At 38.4% G+C, this 21655-nt stretch carries 15 protein-coding genes and 1 tRNA gene; 7 read left to right on the forward strand and 9 right to left on the reverse strand.

Annotation, left to right across the window (positions count from 1 at the left end):
- Positions 1-271: 271 nt before the first annotated feature.
- Entirely contained in the window at positions 272-1762 is a 1491-nt protein-coding gene (locus tag ABIL69_03625; protein MEO0123074.1) for a choice-of-anchor Q domain-containing protein, read from the reverse strand.
- A gap of 446 nt (positions 1763-2208) precedes the next feature.
- Positions 2209-4776, reverse strand: coding sequence for a T9SS type A sorting domain-containing protein (locus tag ABIL69_03630; GenBank protein MEO0123075.1), 2568 nt, complete (start codon positions 4774-4776; stop codon positions 2209-2211).
- Between the two features lie 105 nt (positions 4777-4881).
- On the opposite strand from ABIL69_03630, the gene ABIL69_03635 reads away from it, so the two are divergent.
- Genes ABIL69_03635 through tatC form a run of 3 tightly spaced genes read left to right on the forward strand, consistent with a single transcriptional unit; the run spans position 4882 to position 8643 of the window.
- Entirely contained in the window at positions 4882-6444 is a 1563-nt protein-coding gene (locus ABIL69_03635; GenBank protein ID MEO0123076.1) for an NAD(P)H-hydrate dehydratase, read from the forward strand.
- Positions 6444-7925: a hypothetical protein gene (locus ABIL69_03640; GenBank protein MEO0123077.1), complete on the forward strand. Its 1482-nt coding sequence runs from the start codon at positions 6444-6446 to the stop codon at positions 7923-7925. Before ABIL69_03635 ends, ABIL69_03640 begins: the two co-directional genes overlap by 1 nt.
- Before the next feature lies 1 nt (position 7926).
- The gene (tatC, locus tag ABIL69_03645; GenBank protein MEO0123078.1) at positions 7927-8643 is read left to right on the forward strand and encodes a twin-arginine translocase subunit TatC; all 717 of its coding nucleotides are present in this window, start codon (positions 7927-7929) and stop codon (positions 8641-8643) included.
- A gap of 20 nt (positions 8644-8663) precedes the next feature.
- Here the strand turns inward: tatC and ABIL69_03650 are convergent.
- A tRNA-Cys gene (locus ABIL69_03650) sits at positions 8664-8735 on the reverse strand.
- A gap of 85 nt (positions 8736-8820) precedes the next feature.
- Here ABIL69_03650 and murA point away from each other — a divergent pair.
- From murA to ABIL69_03670, 4 genes are read left to right on the forward strand one after another with little or no spacing between them, the layout of a single operon-like run.
- On the forward strand, positions 8821-10083 hold the full coding sequence (gene murA, locus ABIL69_03655) for a UDP-N-acetylglucosamine 1-carboxyvinyltransferase (GenBank protein MEO0123079.1): 1263 nt from the start codon (positions 8821-8823) through the stop codon (positions 10081-10083).
- On the forward strand, positions 10080-11135 hold the full coding sequence (ispG, locus tag ABIL69_03660) for a flavodoxin-dependent (E)-4-hydroxy-3-methylbut-2-enyl-diphosphate synthase (GenBank protein MEO0123080.1): 1056 nt from the start codon (positions 10080-10082) through the stop codon (positions 11133-11135). Before murA ends, ispG begins: the two co-directional genes overlap by 4 nt.
- Positions 11116-11721: a gamma-glutamyl-gamma-aminobutyrate hydrolase family protein gene (locus ABIL69_03665; protein ID MEO0123081.1), complete on the forward strand. Its 606-nt coding sequence runs from the start codon at positions 11116-11118 to the stop codon at positions 11719-11721. Before ispG ends, ABIL69_03665 begins: the two co-directional genes overlap by 20 nt.
- Before the next feature lie 34 nt (positions 11722-11755).
- Positions 11756-12976: a Xaa-Pro peptidase family protein gene (locus ABIL69_03670; protein ID MEO0123082.1), complete on the forward strand. Its 1221-nt coding sequence runs from the start codon at positions 11756-11758 to the stop codon at positions 12974-12976.
- A gap of 117 nt (positions 12977-13093) precedes the next feature.
- Here the strand turns inward: ABIL69_03670 and recO are convergent, their stop codons facing one another.
- From recO to ABIL69_03700, 6 genes are all read right to left on the reverse strand, one after another.
- Complete coding sequence (gene recO / locus ABIL69_03675) at positions 13094-13834, reverse strand: DNA repair protein RecO (protein ID MEO0123083.1); 741 nt, start codon at positions 13832-13834, stop codon at positions 13094-13096.
- Positions 13835-13847: 13 nt separating this feature from the next.
- The gene (gene aspS, locus ABIL69_03680; GenBank protein MEO0123084.1) at positions 13848-15554 is read right to left on the reverse strand and encodes an aspartate--tRNA ligase; all 1707 of its coding nucleotides are present in this window, start codon (positions 15552-15554) and stop codon (positions 13848-13850) included.
- Between the two features lie 12 nt (positions 15555-15566).
- Positions 15567-17630 carry a glycine--tRNA ligase subunit beta gene (gene glyS / locus ABIL69_03685; GenBank protein ID MEO0123085.1) on the reverse strand — a complete coding sequence of 688 codons (2064 nt, stop codon included), beginning with the start codon at positions 17628-17630 and terminating at the stop codon, positions 15567-15569.
- Positions 17623-18498 carry a glycine--tRNA ligase subunit alpha gene (locus ABIL69_03690; GenBank protein ID MEO0123086.1) on the reverse strand — a complete coding sequence of 292 codons (876 nt, stop codon included), beginning with the start codon at positions 18496-18498 and terminating at the stop codon, positions 17623-17625. Before ABIL69_03690 ends, glyS begins: the two co-directional genes overlap by 8 nt.
- Positions 18495-19040, reverse strand: a complete 546-nt coding sequence (locus ABIL69_03695) for an HDIG domain-containing metalloprotein (protein MEO0123087.1) — start codon at positions 19038-19040, stop codon at positions 18495-18497. The genes ABIL69_03690 and ABIL69_03695 overlap by 4 nt, the downstream gene beginning before the upstream one ends.
- Before the next feature lie 107 nt (positions 19041-19147).
- Complete coding sequence (locus ABIL69_03700; protein MEO0123088.1) at positions 19148-21643, reverse strand: FAD-binding and (Fe-S)-binding domain-containing protein; 2496 nt, start codon at positions 21641-21643, stop codon at positions 19148-19150.
- Positions 21644-21655: the final 12 nt, after the last annotated feature.

A 21655-nucleotide genomic window follows, 5' to 3' on the forward strand; every position in this document is an offset into this window, starting at 1 on the left:
AGTGGTCAAGCTCGCTTGACAATCCTCTCCCGTAGTGGTTAAGCTCGCTTGACCGATATTTTTGCAGAGCAAGCTCTGCCACTACAATTTTTATTGCATACCACCCTGCAGAGTAAACTCTGCTACTACAAATGATATTAATCTCCCCCTTTGGAAAAGGGGAACTAAGGGGGATTTTAGTTAACAACGAAGTATATTTGTATTTTATCCAAAGAAGATTACCTGCTATTAAATACCACTTTCCTTAAACCTTATTAGTATAAGAACTTTACTACTTGACTTTTACTACGCGTAAGAATTGCTCATTAACACTGACAAAATATACGCCAGGGTTCAGGTCCGCCCCAATTTTTTCCGTTGAATATGTTCTTATCTTTCTACCGCTTATATCATAAACCGTGCAATTTTGATTTTTACTACCTTCTAATATTGCAAAATGCGAAAATGGATTGGGAATGATAACTGGATTATTTATTATTTTTTGTTGTTTTCTATTATCTGTAACCCCACCCGCAACATATTCATAAGCACCGATATCCCAGCGCAATCCCTGAGGACGGGAGACGCCAATAATATCATAAAGAACTTCAAGGAGTGAGTCACCATGGTCAATTGCTGGTGAATTAGGCTGGAGTTGGAAATCGTTGTGTATTGAGTCAACAAATAATGGGTCCTGATTCAAGATATCGTGTGGTCCAACCACAGTTGGTGGGCTGGCACCAAAGATAAGATTATAATCACCAGTTGCCGTAGCAGTATCCGCCCACCAGTAACTCGTGTTGGTGTTGAAAAAGATATTGTTTCTTACATCTTCATTCTGGGCATATTGCCCTTCAAATCCGACTCCATGCCATCTGATATAGGCAAAGGTGTTATTATAGACTTTCACATTACCGATATTTTTGACACAGAGTCCCCATGCACCACCACGAGCAAAGATGTTATTCTTAAAAATTATATCATGGGAATTATGATAGTAATTTGCTTCACCCATAAAAGCCTGGTGAAAATCAAAACCACGATTCCCATCAATCGTTACATAACAGGCATGCTCACCATTATTATCAAATGTCTGGAAACAATCTACATGGGCACTGCCCACGGAATCAAAGTCAGTCCCGTGGAAGTAATTATTTTTGAATAAAATGCTATCACCAAAGAATCTTGTATAATCACAATCGCCAGGTCGGTAATAGAAAAGTTTTTCTATCTCATTGTTTTCAATTGTCCAGTTCGTGCCCTGGACACCTATCCCCATCTGACAATGGAAGATTTTATTGTTTGCAATATAAATATCCCTTCGCCAGGGCTGTGACCAGTTGCCCTGGATTGCAGTCTTACGAAAATTGGCAATGTAGTTATCAACTATTTCAACATTGTTGCTATTAATGAAAATGCCAAAATCACGCCAACTTGTTAGAGATGTATCCCATTCAATATTAAAACCTTCAATCCGTGTATAACTTCCATAGGTTGGTGAATTGGTATCAAAACCCCAGGTCGTGGCGGTTCTTCTTGGATCGGATTTGAAGACAATCTTTTGAGCGGGATTGCCCGAGCGTCTGAATAATACCCTTTCAGCATAAAAACCAGGAAGTACCAGGACAGTATCACCGGCAACGACCGTAGAACACGCACGATTGATATGGCGCCAGGCAGAATCAGGACTGGTCCCGGACCAATTATCATTTCCATTGACTGAAACATAATATGTTGTCCCATAAGCACAGATTAACAAGCACACATACATTAATATTCTCATCCTGACCCCCAGTAATTGATTTTATCCATAATATGAAAGGAGTCAACAAGGTTATACGGTTTACGGTATCGTTAATCAAATCTCAAATCCCAAGCACCAAATCCCAAACAATAATTAAATCCCAATTTTTTTAAAAAACGGAATGGAAATTATGAATTTAACGAATGAGATTGCTTTGCCCCAACGGGACTCGCAATGACAATTCGGATTTCGAATTGCGAATTGAACAGCGCATTAGCAATCTAATGCACTCCAAAAAATCGGCTATCGTTTTACGGTTTCGCCGCTCCTATCGTCAAATGGTTTCGTCTATCAGCCTAATCCCCCTATTTCCCCCCCCTTAGAAAAGGGGGATTAAGGGGATTTGAAAAAGGAAGACTAAAGACAACACTAAAAAATAGAAATCAGTATCCAACCTCCTAACCCACTTCCTCACCTAACTTCCATCATCTCAAAAGAATCGCCTTCTCACCCTGCTTATAATCACCTGCCTCTAACCGCACAAAATAGACACCCGCAGGAAGACGGCGACCCAAATCATCATTACCAGACCAGATGATACCTGATGTATGATTCAGGATACAGGATTCAGGATTAAAGGATTGTACAACACGACCTGAAACGTCATAGATCTTTAAAGAAATTTCGGATTTCGGATTTCGGATTGCGGATTTGTTTTGGATTTGGAATTTAATCAAGCAATGGTTTTTGAATGGATTTGGAGAAACGATAAGGGCGATTTTGTGGCTAATTTTTTCTACCTCCATAATTTCCTGTCCATCGGGCCATTCAATTATCTTGCAATAAACATCAAACCAGTGGGCGGGTATGCGGGTATCGTTCCATACGATATAAATGCGATTGTTTGCTGAGAAACAACTGGCATATGATTGTTCAGCATTGGTTGTATCATTATCAACCCGGAAATTATCACCAATCTTGTTGCCTTGCGAATCAAAAAATTGTCCAAAAAGGTCAGCATTGCCATTAGGCTGATCATCCCATAGGACAAAGAATTTCCCATCGCTGTTGGAAACAACCGAATAAAAGTTTTTATAAGCAATTGTATCGTCACTAATGATAAAATTATTGCCAATTTTCTGGAGCGTGCTGTCCAGAAACTGACCGATCATTTTTGTTTGATTTGCGTTAAGCCAGACAAATAAGTAGCGGTCAATGCCCCTTGCTCCACAGATAGGATAATACGATGCCGGTTCGTCATTAAGAATTATTGATGAAGATACTGGAATGCCGTTGTAGTCAAATTCCTGAATGGCGATAATGACTGAATCACCAGTGTTGCATGAAATAGGCACAACAAACTTTCCATTACCTTCGTCCACTGCGGACCAACCCAAATTATATCCCGAAGAATCAACATAGGGATTGAATTGATTACCATAGGGGATGCCCATAGTATCCAAAATCATTCCGTAGATTTTATCAATGGTTGCGATATTCTCATGCCAAATCACTACGAAACGACCATTGGACAGGGTGGTTATTCTCGGGAATGATAGTTGATCTATTCCTGAAGAAATGCTAATTTGATAATTTTCACCAATGGGGTTGCCATCATAATCAAATCTCTGGGCATAAATCTGATGATTTGAATCGGGTAAAGTTCTTGCCCAGACAACAAGATAGATATTTGAATTTATCCCGATTGTTGAATAATCAGCATTCGCATAGGTGTTGATTCTAAAATCATCACCATAGGGATTGGCATAGGCATTATAGCGTCTGCCGTAACAATTTGGGAGGTTAAAATAATCCGGATAACGCCGCCAGTCAGTCCAGACGATAAAGAAGTTACCATTATTATCTGCCACGATGCCAGGCAAGATTTGGGCTTCACCACCTTTGTCATCAGTAATTACATAATTGTTTCCGATAAGATTACCATCAAATGAGACCTTTTGGCACAAAATATCATATATATTTCCACTCAAACATCTTGCCCAGGTTATGATAAAGTATTGGGAGGTTAAATCTATTTTGGGATTCATATTACGTGTGCCTACGGGTTCACTTATGCGGATATTATTTCCGATTAGCTCTCCATTACACTTAATTCGCTGTAAATAGACGGCGCTAATTCCATTTTGAAATGCGACAAAAAAGATTGAATCCTTGACGGCTATAGCCTGATACCGAGCAGTATCAATACCAACCTCATCAATTTTAATTATCCCCGTGATCGGCGTGAGTGTTGAATCAAATATCTGACAGTTTATATCACCCTGTCCACCAACACTTGCCATCCAGGATACAAAAAGATTGCCCTGTTCATCAAATTTTAATTTCGGATAACTTTCGCTTGTACTCGCTGTATCATTTATGAGTTTGAAATTTTCACCAATTCTATTGCCCACCGAGTCAAATATCTGTGCCCAGATTTCGTTATTGAAAGACCAGGATACAATAAAATTACCATTATCTTTTATGCCGACACCAGGAATTTGATAACTGTAGGCAACTGCTGAATCCGAGACCAAGAAATTTGTGCCAACCGGATTCCCATTTGCATCGAAAATCTGTCCATATATTCTATTTTCATAATTTTTTAACCAGACAATAACAGATCTGCCGCTTTTTGAAACCGCAATTGCCGGATATGAACAACCCGAAACTGAATTTACTACAAAAGAAAGACCATAGGGAATGCCGTTCTTATTAAATCTTCGGGAGAGCACATTTTGACGCTGGATATAAACAATTACGAAATTGCCACTTGTGTCACCATCAATGGAAGGTTGACTCATACAGCCAGCTGTTGTATCATCGTTCAAACAGAAATTTGTGTTTATTGTATCACCAAAGGCATTTATTAAAGTTCCGAATACTCTCATTCCGTTGGTAGGAGTGCGCAAGTCATACCAGATTATTGCTCCGCCTGAATCATAACATGTAATTGATGGATATAACTGCGGCGAATGACCCGGATAATCTTCGCTATTCACCTGGAAATCAGTAATAATAGTTTGACCGAGTAAAAACAGCACGATTAACATAATTCTCTCTTTGTAAAATTTTACATAAAAATTTTTAGGTGTCAATGAGTAAGTCGTTTTTTATATCCATATTGACTTTATTATTTTTTTTTATAAAATTAAATTATGCGGCTGGTAAATAATCGGGAAATGCAAGAGATAGATAAATGGGCACAGGAATTTTTAAAAATCTCGGGCACAGTTTTAATGGAAAATGCGGGAAGGGGAAGCGTGGAGGTGCTGAGGGAATATTTTGAACTTGAAGGCTTGAATGTTTTGGTCGTCTGTGGCAAGGGGAATAATGGTGGTGATGGATTTGTTATTGCTCGTCATTTAAAAAATCATGGTAGTAATGTTCGGATTGTCTTGCTTGGCAGGGGGGATGAGCTCAAAGGCGATGCCCTGCTGAATTATCAGATAGCCAGAAAGGCAAAATTTGAAGTCATTGAAATTAACTCAGTACAAAAATTGAGAAAGGTTTTTCAGAACTACAAATATGATTGTATCATTGATGCAATCTTTGGAACTGGGTTTAAAGGAAAACCTGAAGGAATTTTTCTTGAGGCGATAAGACTGATTAATAATAGTGATGCCTTTGTCTTTTCAGTGGATATCCCTTCTGGAATCAACGGCGATACCGGAAGATTTGAAGAGTCCTGCGTCATTGCTGATGCCACAGCGGTGATGTGTTTGCCCAAACGAGGAAATTTTCTCTATCCAGGAAGGGCATTCTGCGGTGATATTTATCTCGTTGATATTGGTGTGCCCTATGAATTGATTGATAAAGGATTTCCGCACATTTTGGAGTATGACGATATTTATGACATTCTACCTTTCCGCGACCCTGCCGGCAACAAGGGGACATTCGGGCAGGTTTTGATAATTGCCGGTGCCAGGGGATTTTCCGGAGCAGCGGCAATGGCTTCAATTTCTTGTTTACGTATGGGTGCGGGTTTAGTCCGACTTGCAGCACCTGAAGGGATTATGGATAGCCTTGAGGCAAAATTACTTGAAGTGGTAAAAGTTCCACTCAAGCAAACTAACGAAGAGACCATAAGTGCCAGGGCAGTTGATACAATTATTCCTTTACTGGATAAGACCGATGTGGTGATAATCGGTCCGGGATTAACAACTAATAAAGAAACTGCTGAGTTTGTTACAAATTTATTACCACAATTAAAGATTCCAACTATCATTGATGCTGATGCACTCAATATCATCAGTCAGGATGTGAAGATATTTAAGAAAATAAAAACCGATTTTATTCTAACACCCCATCCTGGAGAATTATCAAGATTGACTGGATTACCGATTCCAAGAATCAATGAAGAAAGGATAGATCTGGCATTGAAATATGCGAAAGAGTTTGGGGGAATTTTGATCCTTAAAGGAGCGCCGACAGTGATTGCCTCACCAGAGGGTGAATTATATGTAAATTCCACGGGAAACTCTGGCCTGGCAACCGCGGGAAGTGGTGATGTTCTTGTTGGAATGATCGGTGGTTTGCTTGCCCAGGGTTTGACAACTATCTCTTCAGCAATCGGTGGTGTATTTCTTCATGGTCTTTGTGCTGACCTATATGTAAAAGAACATAACGAATATTCGCTCATCGCTGGCGATTTGATTGATTACATACCAAAGAGTTTGAATTTTATTATAAATAAAGAGTATGAAAAAGAACAAATGTGATGAATAAAAAAAATTGGATTATAATTTTATTAGTCATTTTTCTTAAATTATATGCAATTGAGATATATCCCCAGAATATATTTTTAGACCACTATGAGATAATTCCACCGCTGGGGAAGATAAAATCCATTGCTACATCAATGAATAAAATTTTTGCAATAAGTGATAATTATCTTTTGTTTTTTGATAAAAATACATTGGAACTTATAAGGACGACATATTTTAGTCAGGATATTTCACTCGTTGCCTATGACCCATTTTATGACGAACTCTGGATTTCAAGTGTCAATTCAATCGTTCGTTATAACATAAGTTCGGGTAGTATAAGGGAATATCATTTCAATAACTTTGTGAAAAGTATTGGTCTGACATCGGATAAGGTTTATATCCTCTCTCAGAAAAAAATTGCGCTTGACCGTATAACTGGAAAATTTGAGATAGTATCTGAATTCCCTGAAAATACGGTATGGTACAATATTTTTGAGAAAAAATTACTGGACAATTACAGATTTCTTTCTCCATTTTTCTATCAGGATTATTTAAATGAAACGAACGACCCATTTTATCAATATGAAATCACTGCCCTCTATCAGGATGGGATATATTTGTATGTCGGCACTAACAAGTATGGAATATTGAGATACAACACGGTGTCGCTGGTGAGAGACCGCATTATATACGGACCCCTGAGCACCTACAATATAAAACTTAAAAAGTTTAACGACAAATATTATTTTATTTCTGAGGCAGGGATTTCAAGTTTGTCATCTGACGGCAAAAATCTGTGGAGCTATTTCAGGCTATCAAAGAAACCCGGTGATTTTTTGTTTATCGGGAATGAATACATTATATCTTTTGGCAGCCAACTTACGAAAATCAGTGGTGCAGTATCACTGCCGATTACTCAATTTGGTAATAATATTATAACACTCAATTTTGACCAAACAAGTATTTATGTGGGCACTGTTGATGGTATGTATAAGATTCTAAGGGAAACAAGAGAACCTATTGAATTTGGTCCAGACCGTTATCCGGTATATGTAATTTACCCGTCTAATGAACAAATATTTGTCGGTGGAGAATTTGCTACTTACAGATTTGACCAGAGACTCAACCAATGGTTTCAGATAATGCCCTGGGGAGCAAAGGATATATGTGAAGTGAAATCAAATTTTTACTTTCTTACAGTTGATAACCAGTTGATAAGATACAAACCTTTTGGAGATTCAATTCTAATAGATAGTGATACGAATGTAATTCTTTTACCTTATTTCAATATTTATGATATAGATTCGGATGGTAAGATATTATATTGTGCTACTGGTTCTGGAATTAACTACTTTGACCCCGAGACACAATTATACAATCCTATATACAATCTTCCGCGTATAAAATATAATAATGTGGCAGTTGTTAACGAAGATATTATCGCCATTTCTGATAATTGTATCTATCGCCTGCCGATAAAATACCGCGATTGAGGTGTTCCTGAAGGAAAAACAGGCATCATTTATTGAACATCTTGAAGAATTAAGAAAAAGGATATTAATCTCAATTGGTTTTGTTTTAGTTTTTTCGGTGATCTGTTTTTTCTTCTCTCGCAAAATTCTGCACTTTATTATTGAATGGATAAATATTGAGACCGCTTATTTCTTTTCACCAACTGAGGCATTTATAGTTAATATCAAGGTTGCGATATTTGCGGGTATTTTTCTTTCATTTCCGATAATACTCTATCAGATATGGGCATTTATTGGTCCGGGATTGACTAAAAGAGAACAGCAGGTTTCTTTGCCTTTTTTGATTTCCGGGATGATATTATTTTTTATCGGACTTGCCTTCGCATATTTTATTTTGATTCCACTGGGCTTGAAATTTTTCTTTTCTTTTGGCACAGAGAATATTAAACCAATAATGAATATCAATAAAATCCTTGAATTTATCTTCTGGTGTGCTATTGGTAGCGGTTTTTTATTTCAATTACCTTTGATTATTTTCTTTTTGATTAAACTCGGCATTATGGATGCGCGAACAATAACCCGACATCGTGCCGAATTCATTGTCGGAGTCCTTATAATTGCAGCAATAATAACACCGACCGGTGATATGTTTACTCTTTTGTTGATATCTATCCCTTTAATACTCCTTATTGAAATAGGAATTTTGTTCGCAAAAATTACGGGCGGTAAGAAAAAATAATCGGGTTTATATACCTTAAAAGGCGGCAGCCGGATTTGCACCGGCGAATAGCGGTTTTGCAGACCGCCGCCTTGCTGCTTGGCTATGCCGCCTGATTACTGAAGTATATTTAAAAAAAGAATAAAGTCAAGCGTTGTTCTTATTGACATTTTTATAAAAATAACTATAATCTTTTTTATGGATAGATTTGTAATAGAAGGCGGAAAGAGATTAACGGGTGTGGTAGAAATTTCAGGTGCAAAGAATTCAGCATTGCCAATAATCGCTGCATCGCTCCTGACCGACAAAAGAGTCATTATTGAAAATGTCCCTGATGTTATGGATGTGCATACAATGATTCAACTTGTTGAGTATCTTGGTGCTAATGTAAAGTTTAAAAAAAATATCCTTGAGATTTATACACCGAAAATAAAACGCATCATTGCCCCCTACAATATTGTTAGAAAAATGAGGGCATCTTATTATGTACTCGGTTCTTTGATTGCACGTGAGAAAAAAGCGAGAGTTTCTCTCCCGGGTGGATGTGCAATCGGGCCAAGACCGGTTGATTTACATATCAAAGGGATAAAAACACTTGGTTGTAATGTGGATATTGAACAGGGCTATATTGTGGCTGAATGCAAAAATTTAAAAGGGACAGAGATAAATCTTCAAGGTGCAAAGGGAACTTCGGTAGGGGCTACCATAAATGTTATGCTTGCTGCTACCGGCGCTCACGGTACAACCACTATAAATTTTGCTGCCTGTGAACCTGAAGTTGTTGATGTGGCAAATTTTTTGAGGACTTTGGGTGTGAATATAAAAGGTGCGGGAACAAATCAAATTACAATCAGGGGAAACTGGTGTCCGGTTGAAGTGCGATACAGAATCATCCCTGACCGTATTGAGGCCGGCACTTTTGCTGTAGCATCATCAATAACCAATGGTGATGTTACAATAAAGAATTGTAAACACGAACATCTAACCGCAGTGATTGATAAACTCAGGGAGATAGGGGCTGACATTCAGGTTGGGGATAATGAAATAATTGTTAAGGGCAATAGGCCAATAAAACCGGCCGATATATTTGTGGCGCCTTACCCCGGTTTTCCCACTGATATGCAGGCCCAATTTATGGCATTGCTCTCCTTGGGGTCCGGAACGAGTACCATTAAGGAGACAATCTTTGAGAATAGATTTATGCAGGCAGTGGAATTGTCCAGAATGGGTGCTAATATCACGCTTGAAGGTGATACTGCAGTGATAAAAGGCGTAAAGAATTTGAGTGGCACCTATGTGATGGCATCTGATTTACGTGCTTCAGCCTGTCTTGTTCTGGCGGGGCTTGCGGCAAAGGGGAAGACCTATGTGCGCCGCATTTATCATCTTGATCGGGGTTATGAAAAATTTGAAAAAAAATTGAGGATGCTTGGTGCACGGATAAAGCGAGAAAAGGAATGAGAAAACAAAAGAAAGCCGTAAAGGTTGGGAACATATTTATCGGTGGTAAAAATCCTGTGGTTGTGCAATCAATGACAAAAACCAAAACTTCTGATATAAAAAAAACCGTTAATCAAATCAAAAGACTTGAAAAATCAGGCTGTGAAATTGTTCGGCTTGCAGTTATGAACAGGATTGATGCCGAGGCATTAAAGGATATTAAAAGGCAAGTTAAAATCCCATTGGTCGCTGATATCCATTTTGATTACCGACTGGCATTGAAATCAATAGACGCAGGTGTGGATAAGATTCGTATAAATCCCGGCAACATTGGCGAAGAGTGGAAGATAACCGAGATAATAAAAAAGGCATCGGAACATTCAATACCAATCAGAATCGGGATAAATTCTGGTTCATTACCGAAAGAGATTTTACACCGATATAAACATCCAACTACCGAAGCAATAATTGAAACACTTAATGAGACACTTGAGATTTTTTATAAACATAATTTTTCTAATATTGTAATTTCAGCGAAATGCCCGGATGTATTAAAAACGGTTGAAGTATATGAGGCGATTGATAATAAATTTGATTTCCCATTGCATATCGGGGTTACCGAATCAGGGCTTTTGTTTTCTGGAAGTATCCGGAGTGCAATTGGTATAGGTATTTTGTTATACAAAGGGATCGGTGATACGATAAGGGTATCACTTGCTGATGACCCGGTAAAAGAGGTTGTTGCGGGATACGAAATTTTACAGGCATTGAATTTGAGAGAATACGTCCCAAGGTTGATTGTATGTCCTACCTGTGGCAGATGTGAGGTGGATTTATTAAAGATTGCTCATCAGGTAGAGAAGAGACTTAATAAGATAAAAAAACCACTTAACATTGCGGTAATGGGTTGTGTTGTAAATGGACCGGGTGAGGCAAAAGAAGCTGATTTTGGTATTGCCTGTGGAAAAGGGCTCGGTGCGGTATTTGCAAAAGGTAATGAGATAAAAAGGGTAAAAGAAAATAAATTGGTAGATACATTATTTGAGGTGATATATGAGAACATTAATAATTGATTGTTATCTTCCAAACTCACCACAGATTGAGCATCTTTATAAGGTGATAAGTGATATCACCACTGATGTCGTAGAAATAAAAGATGCTTCAGTTATAGGTGTTGAAGAAGATGTTAGACTTTACAACGCAATAATCATTTCAGGTTCCCAGAGAAAGCTTGCAGAGATTGGAACTTATGAACTTTATGCCAATGTGGGGGAGATGATAAAAAGATGTGAAAAACCAATATTGGGTATATGTTTTGGACATCAATTGATATCAATGGCGTTCTACGAAGATGTTGTGCCAATGGGTCAGAAGATTGAGGGGTATTATATGGTGAAAAGGGTAAATCATGACGAACTATTTGAAGGACTACCGGAAAAATTTTTGGTGATGGAAGGGCATGAAGAAATGGTGAAGAATCTCCCTTATGAATTTGTTTTGCTTGCAGAATCACCAAACTGCCCTATAGAGGCAATGAAGCATAGAACTTTACCCATTTATGGAGTTCAATTCCACCCTGAGAGATATGATGATAAACATCCAGCAGGTGGTATAATACTTGAAAACTTTTTTAAGGTTGCAAGTTTTTTCATAAAATAAAAAATGGAGTAAAAAAATGAAGAGGAGATAAAAAATGAAAAAAGACATTGATTATTTTATGAAAGAAAATGATGTTAGCGCTATTATTGGAATCGGTAGTCCGCATAATGATGCGGTAATGTATTATCTTTTGAATGGTGTCAATGTAAATGGTTGGTATATTAAAAAATACAAGTCGCCCGCCTATGTGCTACATTCTGAAATTGAACGCGAAGAGGCACTAAAAACAGGATTGAAGACGATAAGTTTCAACAGATACAATCTGAACGAGATATATAACAAATATAAAGATAGGGTTAAAGCGAATGCCGTATTTCTTTATACTGTACTAAAAGACCTCAAAATAAAAGGCAGGATTGCTTTCTATGGTAATGCACCGCTCGGTTATGGTTACAATTTTTTGAAACAGTTAAAAAGGCTTGATAAAAATCTGGAAATTTTATATGAACCAGAAAAAACAATGATAATGAGATTGAGAATGACAAAAGGCGAGGATGAGATAGAGCGGATAAAAAAGGTTAGGAAGGGTGTTGTAAATGCATTTTCAAAGACGATTGAATGGGTGCGAAAGATGAAGGTGAAGGATGGTTTTATTTATAAAGAAAAAAATGACAAATTGCTCATAAGGGATTTAAAAAAGAATATTTCTAATGAATTATTCAAAGAAGGCTATATTAACTCAAGCGGTATGATACTGGCGCAGGGTAGGGATGCTGGTGTTCCGCATAATGCAGGTAAAGATAATGAGCCAATAAAATTAGGAAAGACGATCGTATTTGATATATTCCCTCAGGAAATTGGTGGGGGATATTTTTTTGATTTTACAAGGACGGTCTGCTTTGGTTATGCACCAGATTACACAAAAAAGGATTTTGAACTTGTAAAAGAGGCGCAGGATGTTGCGTTTGAAAATCTAAAAGTAGGTAAGAGAACAAGGGATGTTGAAAAAAAGGTCTGCGAATATTTTGAAAAACATAACCATCCGACTTTTTTATCCAATCCCAAAACCCAGGTCGGTTATTGTCATTCATTAGGCCATGGACTGGGATTGAATGTCCATGAGAGCCCTTCTTTTGGATTATTAAAGACAAATCAGGATAGACTCGAAAAGGGAATGGTATTCACAATTGAACCAGGATTGTATTATCCGGATAAAGGGTATGGGATCAGGCTTGAGGATGTGATTTATATTGATAAGAAAGGGCAAATTGTTAACCTTACCAAATATCCCAGAGAACTTGTGGTTGAGATTTAGGGTATTGACTTTTTTGAAATTCTGGATATAATAAACCATAAACTAATTTCGGTTGTCAAATAAAGTAGATCATCTTTCCCCTCCCGGTCGTGGCCCTCGGGCTGCGGCCGGAGGGGTTTAATATTTTATAAACCTCAAGGTATTCAAGGTAGTGCCGTTCAGATGATAAAAAATATAACTTTCTAATAGATTTTTCAATAATGGGAACACAGCAGGGTTTATTTCTAATGGGGATATGTTATCCTTGGCATTTATGATTGTTTTTATCACTTCTTTGTCCATTTTAATAACTGATTCGTCAAAATGTTCTTCACAGACAATACCACCCGCAAATACGCTGAAATTTAATATTGTTTTATCAAAAATTGGTTTATGGCATCGGACGCAATCATTTAAATGAGGTTCCACACCCGCAAATTTGAGTAGTCTAAAGAGCATTAACAGAGCCCCCCAACCTGCTATTTTATCTTCAGTCGTGGATATTTTTTTAAAAAATCCAAGTATTTCTTCATAAAGTTGCCTATTAGGTTCTTCCAATACAGCTGTTTTATCAACGAATTCACATATGGCTTCGCAGACAGTGAATTTCGATTGTGAAATTTTTATTCTGGAAAAGTCATCAATGACTACCGCGTCGGATAATGTATATATATCTTTTGCTTCCCTTTTATAAAAGATTATTTCCGAAAGGGTCAATGGTTCAAGGGTGCCGCATAGTTTACTCTTTGGTCTGCGTGCACCCTTGGCAATGAGTTTTAACTTACCAAATCTTTCTGTGAAGATTGAGCAGAATAGGCTTGATTCTTTAAAAGGGAAAGTGCGGAGCACAATACCCCGGGTTTTTAAGATATTAGACATCTAATTAATTTAATTATTCAATCTTTAAATGAAGTTCTTTTAGTTGTTCGGGTTCAACAAAGTCAGGGATGTTTTCAAGAAGTCCTTGTGCCTGGGTAGTCTTAGGAAATGCAATTACATCCCTTATTGATTTTACACCCGCAAGGAGCATCACAATCCTTTCTATACCCGGTGCAATGCCGCCATGGGGCGGTGCGCCATAATCAAGGGCTTCAAGTAAAAGACCAAATTTCTCTGCGGCAGTTTTTTTGTCAACACCAAGAATCTCAAATATTCTTTCCTGCAACTCTCTATTGTGATTTCTGATACTCCCTGATGCGAGTTCGTTTCCATTTAAGACAAGGTCATACTGTCTACCTCTGACCTTTAATGGCTCGCTATCCAGATGTTTTAAATCTTCGGGTTTTGGTTGGGTAAATGGGTGGTGGCAGGGATTTATTTTACCCGTTTTTTCATCTATCTCAAAGAGTGGAAAATCATAGACCCAGAGAAAATGGAAACCTTTACCACGGAGATTTAATGTATCACCTATCTGATTTCTTAATTCACCCAGGAAATAGTAAATCTTTTTATCACCGGCAGTCGTTATCAAAAGGTCGCCATCATTAAGTCCGATCTTATTGAGAAGATTCTCTTCAATATATTTTGAAAGGGTACCACTGATACTTCCTTCCTTTCTTAACCAGTAAATTCCACCCAGTCCTCTATTTTTCGCTTCCTCACTGAAACTATCAAGCATCTTCCTTGATATTGATTTTGCCTGCGGGATTTTAATTCCGCAAATTTTTTCTTTGTCTGCGAATGGTGGGAAATTTACTTTTTTGAAATCTTCTGTGAAATCGCTAATCTCTAAACCGAAACTGATATCAGGTTTATCAGTGCCATATTTTGTGATAGCCTGTTCAAATGTAAATCTCTGAAATGGGATTTTTAAATCTTGATTCAATACTTTTTTAAAGATATACTGGAATAATCCTTCAATAAGAACATAAATATCTTCTTCATTTACAAATGACATTTCAAGGTCTAATTGAGTGAATTCGGGCTGACGGTCATGCCTCGGATCTTCATCGCGCATACACCGTGCGATCTGGTAATATCTTTCAAAACCTGCAACCATCAGCAATTGTTTATACATCTGGGGTGATTGGGCGAGGGCATAGAATTTCCCAGGATATAAGCGAGATGGAACGAGATAATCCCTTGCACCCTCAGGCATACTTCTGGTAAGGATCGGTGTTTCAATTTCAATAAAATCCTTACTATTTAAATATTCCCTTATTGCATTTACAATCTGATGGCGCATTATTATAATTCTTTGCATCGTCAGCCGTCTCAGGTCAAGGTACCTGTATTTTAAGCGTAATTCTTCGCTTGCTTTAAGTTGTTCTTCAACAACGAAGGGTGGTGTTTTTGATTTTGAAAGGATTGTAAGTTCCATTACTGCCAGTTCAACATCGCCGGTTGGAATATCCGGGTTTTTCTGGTTTTCAGGTCTTTCCTGGACGATACCTTTTATGGCAATGCAATCTTGAAGATTTAGTTCGTTTGCTGATGGAATTTTTTTGGGATCGATTACAAGTTGTAATATTCCGGTGCGGTCTTTTAGGTCCACAAAAACAAGACCGCCGAGATTTCTTATTTTGAATATCCATCCTGCAATTTGAATGTTTTTACCTATATAGGTCTTATTTATTTGAGAATTGAAAAGTTCTTTAATTTTTCCTCCTGGCTATGCCTTTTGTTTTTCTTTTTCGCCTTCTATGACAATCCTTGATAGGTCAGCAAATTTCAAGAATAATTGATTGATATAATTTACAAGTGCGAGTCTGTTCCGCTGAAGGTTCTTATCTTCGCACATAACGAGAACTGCATCAAAAAATTTATCAATATCTTTGCGCAGACTGAGCAACAATTTCATTATATCGGTGTAATTTTTCTCAGGGAAAAGGGGGAGCATCTTTTCTTCAACTTCTTTTCCCTTTTGGAACAGATTTTTTTCTTCAGGTTTTTCAAATAGGGCTTCATCAATATCACCGGGTTCTTTTACATTCTTCAGAATGTTGCGGACTCTTTTCTGTCCAATCACAAGTTTAAGAAAATCCTCTTTGCCACGGAAATTTTTCAATGCTTCAGTTCTGAGTTTAGTATCATAAAGATTTAGATTTGTATTATAAATAGCGGCATCAACCTCATCATATCTATAACCGAGTTCTTCAAGATATCTTTCAGCCCTTTCAATGAGGAAGTCTCTAATAAGAGCTTTTTCAATATTAGTTTTGTATAATTTAAGGTGTTCCCAGAAGATAGGTAATAGTTCAATGTCAAGATTATGTTTATCAATAATATTAAAGATACCATAGGCATTTCTTCTCACACCAAGCGGGTCATAAGAGCCGGTTGGTCTCTGTCCGGAAAGGAATGCACCAATGATGTTATCGATCTTGTCAATAATGGATAATACCGCCCCTTCTTTTGATTCGGGTATTTTGTCTCCGCTGAACGAAGGTAGATAATGTTCTTTAATTGCAATGGCAACATCTTCTTTTTCACCGGCAGATTTTGCATAGTAGTAGCCCATGATTCCCTGCAAGGAAGTGAACTCTTTTTCTCTGACCATATTTGAACAAAGGTCTGCCTTACATAGTTCCGCAGCCTTTTTTAGTGCTTCTACGTTCAAACCATTTATTGATTCAAAATTCTTTGTTGATTTTACCAGACGCATTGTTTTGTCATAGACTGTGCCCAACCCTTCTAACCAGACCATTTCTTTTGTTGCTTCTTGCATTTTTTCAATCCCCAGTTTAAGGTCGTTCTGATAATAAAAGAGTGCATCCTGTAATCTTGATTTTAATACCCTCGCATAACCCTGCGCGACATTTTCGGCTGCCTTTCTCCTGCCGTTGAATACACAGATGAAATTATTAGTGTCTTTTACCCAGATAAGATTGCCCAGTGCCCTGAGGGTAGTTTTGAGAACCTCTTCAGGAAGTTTTAAAAACTCTGGTTCAAATGTTCCGCTCACTGAATCAGGATATTCCACGGTGCAGTTTATTTCTTCAATCATATTGTCGTCATAAACAGGTTCGCCTTTTAATTCTTTTGCCTTTTCATCTATCCGTGTTTTTATTATCTTGCGTCTTTCGTTCGGGTCAACAATGACTCCACCATGCCTTAAAAAATTCATATATTCACGCGGTTTTTCCATTCTAATTGGTTCAAATGAGAAATGGAAATTGGGCATACTGTATCTCTCCGCTTCAAGCCCTGCATACTTGAACCTCAATGGTTTCCTATCAAGTAATCCTACAATCCAACGAATTGGTCTTGGGAATCTAATCTTATCTCCATTCCAGACCATGGTTCTTGGAAATTCTAAACTCGCAATTATTTTGGGAATTTCATAGTATAAAATGTCATCTGTATCCTTTGCTGGGACTTCTTTTGTAGCCGATACATATTCACCTTTTTCTGTTTTTACAATCTTAATGTCGCTTATTTTTAAATTTTGGGCATTGAGGAATCCTTCAAGCGTCTTCGTTGGTTTGCCATTTTCATCATAGGCAAATTTTTTGGGCGGACCTTGAATTTCTACTGTCTGTGGTTTTTGTTTTTTTGCTACGCCAAGAACGAGCACACCGATTCTTCTGCTTGTATAAATTTTACGCATTGTTCTATAAAAAATTCTTTCTCGTTTGAATAGTGCCTCTATTTTTTGCAGAAGTTCGGTTGCGGTCTTGTTGAGATAACTCGGCGGGAACTCTTCAAATCCAATTTCAAGAAGGAAGTCAATCATTACTCTTTTCTCCTGTTATCTTTTCTAAATACAATCGCGCTGCCTCAGATGTGAGATTTCTCACCCGTGCAATCATTTTTGCCCTCTCTGATACACTTATCGCACCTCTTGCCTCAATGAGATTGAATATGTGGGAACATTTTATTGCATAGTCATATCCGGGGAATACGAGCCCTTTTTTCAGAAGTTCTTTTGATTCTGATTCAAATTCATTAAATAATAATAAAAGTCTTTTGGGGTCTGATTCTTCAAAATTGTACCTTGAAAACTCCTTTTCATTTTCTAAATATATATCACCCCAGGTTATTTCTTCATTCCATTTTATATCAAATATTGATGAGACGCCTTGAATGTTCATACATATTCTTTCCAACCCATAGGTGATTTCTACAGGGATGACTTCTAAGTCAATGCCGCCCGCCTGCTGGAAATAAGTAAACTGGGTAATTTCAAGACCATCAAGCCAGACCTCCCAGCCAATTCCCCAGGCACCGAGTGTAGGGCTCTCCCAATCGTCTTCAACAAATTTCACTTCGTGCTCACCAAGTTTAAATCCGAGTGCCTCAAGAGATTCTAAATAGATTCTCTGTATATCTGCTGGTGCGGGTTTCATTATCACCTGGAATTGATAATATTGCTGGACACGATTAGGATTTTCGCCGTATCTGCCATCCCTTGGTCTTCTACAGGGTTCAACATAGGCGACATTCCATGGTTTCTTGCCGAGTATTCTTAAAAATGTGGCAGGATTAAATGTGCCCGCACCCACTTCAGAATTATATGGTTCAAATATGAGGCATCCCTTTTCCTGCCAGTAGTTTTTTAATTTGAAAATTAGATTTTCAAATGTGAATATCTTTTTGCTCATAAACCAAGGTCGCTACTTATGGACTTCATTCCCTTCAGGCATATTTCAATAAACTGGTCAAGTTCAAGACCGAGATTTTTGCAGGCAAGAATCTGCTCACGGTTTGCACCCGCTGCAAATCTTTTTTCTTTAAATCTTCTCAGAACAAAATCGGTATCAAGCGAGGCAAGTTTTTTATCAGGATGCATGAGTGCAGAAGCAACGATCAAACCGGTCAAAGGGTCAGTGGCAAATAATGCCCAATCCAGACGTGATTTTGGTGCTAAGTGACCGGCGTGAACCTTAATCGCATAAACAATTTCAGATGAAACACCCTGTTTTTCCAGAAGTTCACCACCGATTATCCCATGGCGTGAAGGATCATTTAGGGTTTCTTCATAATCAATGTCGTGCAATAAACCCGCGAGTCCCCAAAATTCTTCATTTTCACCAAAATGGCGTGCGAGTTCTTTTAAACAGGCTTCTGCTGCCAGACAATGCTTCACAAGATTTTTGTTTTTAAGTTTTTGTGATATTAAATTTAAGGCTTCAGTTCTATTCATAAGTAAAATATTATCCATATTTTTTTAAAAAAGTCAAGGGATAATTACTTTTTGTAAAAAAAGAGCCACCTTTCGGTGGCTCCTGTTCAGATTTTCATTCTTTGTGGTTAAAGAGCCTTCCAGACCATTTCCTGTAAGCCCATTACATTGATTTTGCCACCGCCTTTTTCTGCTACGGCAGTTGCTGCATTCTTTAATACCTGTTCACAGGTAGCACTGGCAGTAACGAGTGTATCAACCTTTGTATTCAATGCTTCTTTAATCCTTGTTTCAGCGATCTTTGTAGAGAGCGGATTATCAGAGACAAGTATGCCACCACCGCCACCACAGCAACGGGATGTATCCTGTTTAAATTTCATCTCCACAAGTTCCAAGCCAAGTGCCTTAATGATTTCCCTCGGTTCCTTCACAATCTTTGCACCCCTTGATAAATCACAGGGGTCATGATAGGTTACCTTACCGCTTAATTTCTTTATATTTGCATTGGGCAATTTTTCCGCAATAACCTGTAATGCATGTTTTGCATCTATTTTATACGCCTCGCGTAGATAGACCGTGCAGGTGGGGCAGAGGGTGATAGCATTCTTGAAGGGGAATGCCTTTAAGAATTTTTCCTTATGCTCTTCGAAATCTTTTACGAATCCTAATGCTTCCATTGGATAACCACAGCATACCTCTTTGACCACCTTTGGCTTTAAGCCGAGTTTTTCAAACAATTTCAAATACTGCTTTGTCTTATTGGGCCTTGCCAGGAATTGACAGCCGACAAATACCGTGACCTCTCCTTCTTGAATCGGCGGAGTTGATTCTGTGTCACCCCAGATATTTCCTGTCTTCTTTATCTTATCAATGAAATCAATATGTGCGGGATAGGCAAATCCTTTTTCTACTAAATCCGCCCTTGCTGCCCGCACAACATCCGGGACCTTTACCTTGCTCGGACAACGGCGATTGCAATCCCGGCATAGTGTGCACTGGAATATCGCCTTTACCACTGAATCGTCAATCTCAAGTTCTTTTTCAAGGATACCATAGGAAAGCTGCATTCTACCACGGCCTGAAGGTGGGTCCCAGAGCAGGTTGACAAAGGTTGGACAGACATTCTTACAATATCCGCACATCGTGCAGGTCATCATCTCGTTTTCCCATTTTGCCAGATGCCCTTCAAGTTTTCTATTCTGATCGAGTGGATAGCGTAAGTCATACATAAATCCTTTATCCCAGTCAATCATCTTTTTGGGATTCATTATATTGTTCGGGTCCAGAGCTCTTTTAATCGCCTTCATTGCCGGAACCAGGTCACCCTTCTCTTTGTGGAATTCTTCAGCCTTGGTTATGCCTATACCATGTTCTCCAGTCGTTGTCCCGCCGAGGTCACGAATCAATTGATAAATCTCGGCTACAGCCTTCTTTGCCTGTTCCCAGTGTTTCGGGTCGGTCGGAATCATCAATACCTTGGTATGGAGATTTCCATCACCTGCATGACCATAAGGTGGGATTATGATATCATATTTCTGTGAGATTTCCCATATTCCAGCAACTGCCTTTGGAATCTTTGATACTGGAACCGCCATATCGTCTGCAAGCATTGTCGTCGCATACTCTTCTTTTAATATACTCAAAGAAGGAATCATCTGTTTTCTTGCCTTCCAGATTTCTGTGATTTTAGCTTCATCTTCGGTAAATTCCATAGAAACCGCACCAGTCTCCTTGCAGATCTTTGCTACGGTCTCCACATCCTGTTTTATCGTCTCGGGCCTGCCATCAATTTCAATTAAGAGAATCCCTTCTACCTCAGGTAGATTCATCTTGGCTGCTTTATTGACCGCCTTGATACATGGGGCGGACATTATTTCCAATTGTGATGGGATTATGGGATGGGCAATGATATTGGCAACGCATTGACCTGCCTTTTCAAGGTCGTCAAATGCAGCAATACATCCGGCAATCTTTGGTGGCAATGGAGTGATCTTCATTACAATCTCAGTAATGATGCCGAGCATTCCTTCAGAACCACACATCAGCCTTTCTAATTGATATCCGGTGGAATGTTTTATCGTATGTGTTCCCATTCTTACGATTTCGCCCGTAGGTAGCACAACCTCAAGCCCTAAAACATAATCCCTTGTTGCCCCATATTTTACTGCCTTTTCTCCTGAGGCATTCATTGCCACCATACCACCGATCGTGGCTACTTCACTTGATGCCGGTCCAGGAATAAAATATTTATAAGGTTTTATTGCTGCGTTAAAATTATCGCAAACAACACCGGGTTCACAGATCACAAACATATCGCCGATTCGGATATCCTTTATCTTGTTCATTTTCTGCATATCCACCGTAATTCCACCCATAATCGGAACGCTATGTCCACACAATGCTGAACCCGCTCCCCTTGGTACTACCGGTATCTTATACTTATTTGCCAACTGGACTATCTTTTGAACCTGCTGGGCATTCTGGGGTTGGACAACAACATCTGGTTTATGGCGATGTATTCCACCGTCGAATGCATAGGCATAAATCTCGGCATTGCTGGTTTTACAATATTCTGTTCCAACAATGTCTTCTAATTGTTTTATTATATCCTTGCTCAATGGCATATTTTTCTCCTT

Source organism: candidate division WOR-3 bacterium, assembly GCA_039802005.1.
Lineage (GTDB): Bacteria > Hydrothermota > Tepidihabitantia > SM23-42 > JAOAFX01 > JAOAFX01.

Coding starts and splice junctions, on each gene's coding strand:
- ABIL69_03625 (MEO0123074.1), bottom strand. CDS start 1,762: ATGAGAATATTAATGTATGTGTGCTTGTTAATCTGTGCTTATGGGACA.
- ABIL69_03630 (MEO0123075.1), bottom strand. CDS start 4,776: ATGTTAATCGTGCTGTTTTTACTCGGTCAAACTATTATTACTGATTTC.
- ABIL69_03635 (MEO0123076.1), top strand. CDS start 4,882: ATGCGGCTGGTAAATAATCGGGAAATGCAAGAGATAGATAAATGGGCA.
- ABIL69_03640 (MEO0123077.1), top strand. CDS start 6,444: ATGAATAAAAAAAATTGGATTATAATTTTATTAGTCATTTTTCTTAAA.
- murA (MEO0123079.1), top strand. CDS start 8,821: ATGGATAGATTTGTAATAGAAGGCGGAAAGAGATTAACGGGTGTGGTA.
- ispG (MEO0123080.1), top strand. CDS start 10,080: ATGAGAAAACAAAAGAAAGCCGTAAAGGTTGGGAACATATTTATCGGT.
- ABIL69_03665 (MEO0123081.1), top strand. CDS start 11,116: ATGAGAACATTAATAATTGATTGTTATCTTCCAAACTCACCACAGATT.
- ABIL69_03670 (MEO0123082.1), top strand. CDS start 11,756: ATGAAAAAAGACATTGATTATTTTATGAAAGAAAATGATGTTAGCGCT.
- recO (MEO0123083.1), bottom strand. CDS start 13,834: ATGTCTAATATCTTAAAAACCCGGGGTATTGTGCTCCGCACTTTCCCT.
- glyS (MEO0123085.1), bottom strand. CDS start 17,630: ATGATTGACTTCCTTCTTGAAATTGGATTTGAAGAGTTCCCGCCGAGT.
- ABIL69_03690 (MEO0123086.1), bottom strand. CDS start 18,498: ATGAGCAAAAAGATATTCACATTTGAAAATCTAATTTTCAAATTAAAA.
- ABIL69_03695 (MEO0123087.1), bottom strand. CDS start 19,040: ATGAATAGAACTGAAGCCTTAAATTTAATATCACAAAAACTTAAAAAC.
- ABIL69_03700 (MEO0123088.1), bottom strand. CDS start 21,643: ATGCCATTGAGCAAGGATATAATAAAACAATTAGAAGACATTGTTGGA.